This window comes from Mesorhizobium sp. M2C.T.Ca.TU.002.02.1.1 (assembly GCF_003997225.1).
The window spans coordinates 1-6,595 of the sequence record NZ_RZTO01000302.1; the positions used below are offsets into that span (position 1 = coordinate 1).

Here is a 6,595-nt window from a genome sequence, read left to right on the forward strand (position 1 = left end):
GCGACATTCATCACCGGGCTGCCGACGAATTGCGCGACGAAGAGGTTGGCCGGGTGGGAATAGACCTCGTCGGGCGTGCCGACCTGTTGCAGCACGCCTTCATGCATGATGACGATGCGGTCGGCGAGGCTCATCGCCTCGATCTGGTCGTGCGTGACATAGATGCTGGTCGAGCCTTGCTTGATGTGCAGCCGCTTGATCTCGGCGCGCATTTCCTCGCGCAGCTTGGCATCGAGCGCGCCGATCGGCTCGTCCATCAGCATCGCCTTCGGACGCCGCACCAGCGCCCGGCCGATGGCCACGCGCTGCATGTCGCCGCCCGACAGCGCCGAGGGCTTCTTGCCGAGCAGATCGGTGATCTGCAGCGTCTTGGCCACCGAGCGCACCTCGGTGTCGATCTCGCTCCTGCTCTTGCGCGTCGCGCGCAACGGAAAGGCGATGTTCTCGTAGACGTTCATGTGCGGGTAGAGCGAGAACGACTGGAACACCATGGCGATGTCGCGGTCGGCGGCCTTGAGGTGCTGCACCGGCTTGCCGTCGATCAGTATGTCGCCCTGGTCGATGGTCTCCAGCCCGGCGATGGCGCGCAGCGTCGTCGTCTTGCCGCAGCCCGATTGTCCGAGCAGCACGATGAACTCGTTGTCGTTGATCGCAAGGTTCAGGTCCTTGATGACCTGGACGGCGCCGAAGAATTTCTGGACGCCGCGAAGCTCGATCTGGGTCAATGCTGCGCCCCCGCGTTGTGCGCCTGCTGGTCGGCTCCGTGTCCCGTGCCGGCCTGCTCCTCACGTGGAATCTTGGAGGTGACGTTGAAGCCGATCAGGCCGATCAGGATGATGGTCACGCCGTAGGTGTGGAGCAGCATGTTCCAGGGCTGGCAGAGCGCGACGATGCCGAGCACCATCAGGATCTGCGATCCAGGCTCCAGATATCTTTCATTGATCGCGCGAAAGCTCATTTGCGGATCGCTCCGAAGGACATGCCGCGCAGCAGATGGTTGCGGAGCAGGAAGGTGAAGATCGCGACCGGCAGCAGGAACAGGAAGGTTCCGGCGGCGATCACCGTCCAGTCTGGCAGGCCGGAACCCACCTGACTCGGAATGAAGGGCGGCGCGGTCTGGGCGCGGCGGTTGGTCATGATCAGCGCGAAGGCGTATTCGTTCCACGCGGTGATGAAGCAGAACACGGCCGTGGCGGCGATGCCGGTCGCGGCCTCGGGCAGCACGATCTTGAAGAAGGCCTCCATGCGCGTATAGCCGTCGACGAGCGCCGCCTCCTCATATTCCTTCGGGATCTCGTCGATGAAGCCCTTCATCAGCCAGACCGAGAAGGACAGGTTGAAGGCGGTATAGAGGATGATCAGGCCGAGATGAGAATCGTTGAGCCCGACCGCGCGGTACATCAGGAACATCGGGATCGCGACCACCACCGGCGGCAGCATGCGCGTCGATAGGATGAAGAAGAGCAGGTCCGCCTCTCCCTTCACCCTGAAGCGCGAGAAGCCGTAGGCGGTGAACGTGCCCATGCCGACGGCGAGCACGGTCGAGGTGATCGCCACGATCAGCGAGTTCATGAACCGGTCCGGATAGCCCGACCACTGCACGGCGCCCTTGCCGTCGCGCACGATCTTCTCGCCGCCGTCGAAGACGACGCGTTCCCACCATGGGGCGGCCGCGTATTCTTCGGGCGTCGGCGGGCTGCGCAATTGCGAGCGCTTGGTGAACAGCTTGACGAAGGGCGATATCTCCGGCTGGAACACGATCGTCGGTGGGATCGTCGTGGCCAGGTTGCGTGGCTTGAAGGCCGTCGAGGCGATCCAGTAGATCGGCGCCAGGAAGATGATCGTCACCACCAGCACGGCGACGATTGCCGCGCGGTTGAAAGCGACCTCGGAAGAAGTGCGGACGGCGGCCATCTCAGCGCTCCTTCACCTTGTTGAGGTATTTGACGTAGATGTTGGTGATCGCCAGCACCATGATGAGCACGATGTAGGCCATGGCGCAGGAACGCCCCGTCTGCCATTCCTGGAAAGCCATCTTGTAGAGCCGGATCGAGATCAGCTCGGCCGTCGGCTGGCTGGTCAGGATATAGGCCAGGTCGAAGGTCTTGAACGCCTCCATGGTGCGGAAGATGACGGCGATCATCAGGATCGGCGCGACCAGCGGCAGCGTGATGCGGAAGAAGGTGTAGAACGGCCCGGCCCGGTCGATCGCGGCGGCTTCGTAAAGGTGCTTCGGCACCGCGGAGAGACCGGCAAGCGACAACAGCATGACGAAGGGCGACCACATCCAGATGTCGGTGAGCGCCACCGCGTAGAGCGCCATCTTCGGGTCGGCCAACCACTCGAAAGTGCCGAGCCCGAGCGCATAGTTGATGATGCCGAAGGACGGATCGTAGAGCAGCTTCCAGAACAGGCCCACCACCGCCATCGAAAGCATCATCGGCAGAAGCAGCAGCGTCGTCAGCAGCCCCTTCATCGGTATGTCGCGGTTGAGCAGCATCGCCACGCCGAAGCCGACGAGCAACTGGCCGGCGACCGAGATGATGACGTATTTCGCGGTGATGGCGAAGTTCGACCAGACATAGGGCTCGTTGAGCAGGTCGCGGTAATTCTGCAACCCGACAAAATTAGCCGGCGCATTGGTCGAAGCGCGGAAGTCGGTGAACGAATAGCCCAGCGAATAGATCAGCGGGAAGATATTGAAGACGATCAGGAACAAGATCGTCGGGATGATGAAGAGATTGCGGATCGAGATATCGCTGAGGCCGCGCGCCGCGGCCCGCGAGGACCTGTCGAGCGTGGTGATCATCGTGGTCGCCAAAACCCTGCTCCGGATGCTTGAAAAACAAACGGAGGAGGCTTCCTAAGCCTCCTCCGCGAGGCATGTCGATTACTTCACGCGGCCGTATTTCTTGAAGGTCGCGTTCCAGTCGGCGGCAAGTGCGTCCAGCGTTTCCTTGGCGGTGCCCTGACCGCCGATCATGTAGGGATAGATGCGCTGGTTGAGCTGCTGCAGCAGTTCGGCATATTCCGGCACCGCCCAGAAATCCTTCACCTTGAACATGGTCTCGTAGAAGGCCTTGTTGTACGGCGTGGCGCTCTGGAACTCAGGCGACTTCAGCACCGCGGCGCTGCAGGTGTAGCCGCCGAGCGCCGCCCACTTCTTCTGGGTTTCGTCCTTGATGAACCACTCCAGGAACTTCATCGCCTCGTCCTGCTTCTGCGAGTAGGAGACGATCGAGATGCCCTGGCCGCCAAGCGCCGCGAACTGGTCGCCATTGGGGCCTGGAGGATTGGCGAAGAAACCGGTGTTCTTGGCGTTCGGGTTCGACGACTCGTTGATCAGCGAGGGGAAGAAGGCGAAGTAGTTCATGCTCATCGCCGCCAGGTTCTCGGTGATCGCCTGGTTGTCCTCGACGAAGAACGACTTTGCCCAGCCCGGAGGCGTGAACTTGTAGAGTTCCTTGTAGGCATCGAGCGCGGCGACCGCCTTGTCCGAGTTGATGTGACCGTCGACCTGGTAGGTCGAATAGTCGCCAAGCTCACCGCCATAGGAGAACAGGGCGTTCTCGAAACCCATCGCCATCGCGTCGTAGGAATTATCGGTGTAGATGGCGATGCCGTATTTCTTCTGGTCCGGACGGTAGAAGAATTCGGCTATGTCGCGCAGCGCCTTGAAATCCTTCGGCACGTCGAGGTCGTAGCCATACTTGGCCTTGAAGGCTTCCTTCTCCTTCGGGTCCTCGAACCAGTCCTTGCGGTAGGACCAGCCGACGGCGTCGCCCTCGAGCGGGATTGCCCAGTACTTGCCGCTGTTGCCGGGATATTCGGCGTAGTACTTGACCGTCGCCGGCGCCATCACGTCGTTGAGCTTGTGCTTGTTGAAGAAGTCGGTCAGGTCGACATAGTGACCGCCGGTCGAGCCCGCGCCGAGCCACTGCGAGTCGCCCACCACCAGATCGTAAGCGTCGCCATGGGCGTTGAATTCGGTGAAGGCCTTGGTCTGGAAGTCGGCCCACGGCGTGGTCTCGACCGTGATCTTGACGCCGGTTTCCTTCTCGTACTCGTTGCCGAGTTCCTGCAGGTAGTTGGCCGGATCCCATTCCGCCCAGAAGATGGTGAGCGACTTTTCCTGCGCGTGGACGGACGTCCCGCAGGCAAGCGCCAGGCCGACACCAGCAAGCACGCTGGTCACTATCTTGCGCATAGTTTTCCTCCCTTGTGCGCATTCTACCGTGTCATGCGAACCGGCAGCGAAGCCGGCCGTGGTAGTTCCTCCTGTGATGGCGCCTTTCCGGTTCCAGGCCTCCTCGCCCTGCCGGAAATGGATCGCAGCCGTCACTTTCGATCCGCTTTATTTGATTTGGTTGTAATCTGGTATTACCAATTCCCGCTTGGCGTCAAGCGCTTTCTTGAGCGATTGATTTAGCCAATCCTTATGATATCCGACTGTTTTCCCTTGTTTTTCCTACTCTGTGATACACAGAGCCCTTGTCACGAGCTGCCCATCACAATTAACATTTGTAACTGACTTCGTAATCTGGTCGAACCAGATTTAGACGGCCGCCACCTTCGACGCCGCCGACACTGCTGCTGATTTTGCCTCTGATTCCACTATTGCGGCGCGCACCAGCGCGCCCGCCGCCCATTGCGCCACCGACACCATCTCGGCGCTGTCCAGCCCCCAGATATCCTTCAGCACCGTGACCACCTCGACGCCGAACACCAGCGACAATGCCTGCGCCAGGCGCTTGAACTGGCGCGGCTTCAAACGGCCTTTGAGCGGCGCGATCGCATCCTTCAGCAGGTCAACGCGATGGCCGCGGGTAAAGGCCGGTTCAGATCCGAGCGTGCCGGCCTGGCGTCGCGCCCATTGGTCGAGGGATAGTTTCAGCGCCGCCTTGAACGTCGCCTCGAAGGCTTCGATGCGCGGCATCGCGGTGGCGAACAGATCCGCCACGCGCCGCTCGGCATCGTCGGAAGCCGACTTCCAGGTGAGGATCGGGCCGAGCCCTTCATCGACCACGGCTTGCACCAGCGCCGCCTGGCTCGGGAAATACCGGTAGGCGGTGGCGCGTGACACCTCCGCCGCCTCCGCGACCTCGCTGACCGAAGGGGTCATGCCGGACTGCATCAGCCTCGTCGCCGTTTCCAGCATCAGCCGCTTTGTGCGGGCGCGCGGCCCCTTCTCGGCGGCCGGAGCCTGCGCGGCATCATCGCTGGAGGCGGCTTGTTGACGTGAGACATCCATATCAATACGATACGCGCGTCTCAAAAATTTGCAATGGCGCGATGCCGGGCAATAACGGGGTCCCCACCAACGAAGCTTTCGCCGAGGAGCTTAAGGGTGGCAAAAAGGCGGGCGGCAAAGCCGACCAAGCCGGACGACGGGGAAACGCGCATGAAGCACATCTATGTGGTCGGCACCGCCGACACCAAAGGTGAGGAACTCGCCTTCCTGGCCGATGCCGTCACTGCCGCCGGCGGCGCGGTCGTCCGTGTCGATATCGGCACGCGCGGCGCGACCGTCCCGGTCGACATCCCTGCAAGCGAGGTCGCCGCGCATCATGCCAAGGGAGCCGGCGCGGTTCTCGGCATCGACGATCGCGGCGCCGCCGTTGCCGGCATGGGCGCCGCCTTCGCCAATTTCATCCAGTCCCGCAACGACATCGCAGGCGTGATCGGCATCGGCGGCGGCGGAGGCACCTCGGTCGTCACCGCCGGCATGCGGGCGCTGCCGCTCGGCCTGCCGAAGCTGATGGTCTCGACGCTCGCTTCCGGCGACACCGCGCCTTACGTCGACGTCTCCGACATCATCATGATGCCGTCGGTGACCGACATGGCGGGACTGAACAGGCTCTCCCGCACCGTGCTGCACAATGCCGCCCAGGCGATCGCCGGCATGGCCGCGAAGCCCGCCCCGGCCGCCGCCGGCAAGCCGGCGCTGGGGCTCACCATGTTCGGCGTCACCACACCCTGCGTGACCGCGATCGTCGAACGCTTGCGCGCCGATTATGACTGCATGGTCTTCCATGCCACCGGCACCGGCGGCCGCTCGATGGAGAAGCTCGCCGACAGCGGTTTGCTGGCCGGCATCCTCGACATCACCACGACCGAGGTCTGCGATCTTTTGTTCGGCGGCGTGCTGCCGGCAACCGAGGATCGCTTCGGCGCGGTCGCCCGAACGAAGTTGCCCTATGTCGGTTCGGTCGGCGCGCTCGACATGGTGAACTTCTGGGCGCCGGCCACGATCCCCGAGCGCTATCGCGGGCGCTTGTTCTGCGAGCACAATCCCAACGTTACGCTGATGCGCACCACGGCCGAGGAATGCCGCAAGATCGGCGAATGGATCGGCGGCCGCCTCGCCCGATGCGACGGCCCGGTCCGTTTCTTGATTCCCGAAAGGGGCGTCTCGGCGCTCGACATCGAAGGCGGCGCCTTCTTCGATCCGGAAGCCGATGCGGCGCTGTTCGACGCCATCGAGCGGACCATCAAGCCGGCGAGAAACCGCGCCGTCACGCGCCTGCCGCTGCACATCAACGACCCCCAATTCGCCAAGGCTGCCGCCGCGGCGTTCCTCGACATTGCCAAGAAG

7 protein-coding genes are annotated in these 6,595 nt (G+C 62.7%); 1 reads left to right on the top strand and 6 read right to left on the bottom strand.

Going from position 1 to position 6,595, the window contains the following annotated elements:
* The 6 genes from EOD07_RS17260 to EOD07_RS17285 all read right to left on the bottom strand — a co-directional run.
* A partial coding sequence (locus tag EOD07_RS17260; RefSeq protein ID WP_164772305.1) for an ABC transporter ATP-binding protein occupies positions 1 to 725 on the bottom strand: 725 nt, incomplete at its 3' end.
* Positions 722 to 958, bottom strand: a complete 237-nt coding sequence (locus EOD07_RS17265; protein WP_040987411.1) for a hypothetical protein — start codon at positions 956 to 958, stop codon at positions 722 to 724. The genes EOD07_RS17265 and EOD07_RS17260, both read right to left, overlap by 4 nt.
* A complete protein-coding gene (locus tag EOD07_RS17270; RefSeq protein ID WP_127236325.1) occupies positions 955 to 1,914 on the bottom strand; it encodes a carbohydrate ABC transporter permease in 960 nt (319 codons plus the stop codon). The genes EOD07_RS17265 and EOD07_RS17270 overlap by 4 nt, the downstream gene beginning before the upstream one ends.
* Position 1,915: 1 nt before the next feature.
* Positions 1,916 to 2,821 (bottom strand): sugar ABC transporter permease, encoded by a 906-nt coding sequence (locus EOD07_RS17275; RefSeq protein WP_127236326.1) that lies wholly within the window; start codon positions 2,819 to 2,821, stop codon positions 1,916 to 1,918.
* Positions 2,822 to 2,890: 69 nt separating this feature from the next.
* The gene (locus EOD07_RS17280) at positions 2,891 to 4,207 is read right to left on the bottom strand and encodes an ABC transporter substrate-binding protein (RefSeq protein WP_040987416.1); all 1,317 of its coding nucleotides are present in this window, start codon (positions 4,205 to 4,207) and stop codon (positions 2,891 to 2,893) included.
* 348 nt (positions 4,208 to 4,555) lie between these two features.
* Positions 4,556 to 5,251, bottom strand: a complete 696-nt coding sequence (locus EOD07_RS17285; protein WP_127236327.1) for a TetR/AcrR family transcriptional regulator — start codon at positions 5,249 to 5,251, stop codon at positions 4,556 to 4,558.
* A gap of 150 nt (positions 5,252 to 5,401) precedes the next feature.
* Between EOD07_RS17285 and EOD07_RS17290 the strand changes: the two genes are divergently transcribed.
* Positions 5,402 to 6,595, top strand: a 1,194-nt coding sequence (locus tag EOD07_RS17290) for a Tm-1-like ATP-binding domain-containing protein (protein WP_127236328.1), incomplete at its 3' end; no start/stop codon positions are given.

What these genes read in the sequence shown, in the direction of transcription:
- EOD07_RS17265 (WP_040987411.1), bottom strand. Translation starts at nt 958, where the DNA reads ATGAGCTTTCGCGCGATCAATGAAAGATATCTGGAGCCTGGATCGCAG.
- EOD07_RS17270 (WP_127236325.1), bottom strand. Translation starts at nt 1,914, where the DNA reads ATGGCCGCCGTCCGCACTTCTTCCGAGGTCGCTTTCAACCGCGCGGCA.
- EOD07_RS17280 (WP_040987416.1), bottom strand. Translation starts at nt 4,207, where the DNA reads ATGCGCAAGATAGTGACCAGCGTGCTTGCTGGTGTCGGCCTGGCGCTT.
- EOD07_RS17285 (WP_127236327.1), bottom strand. Translation starts at nt 5,251, where the DNA reads ATGGATGTCTCACGTCAACAAGCCGCCTCCAGCGATGATGCCGCGCAG.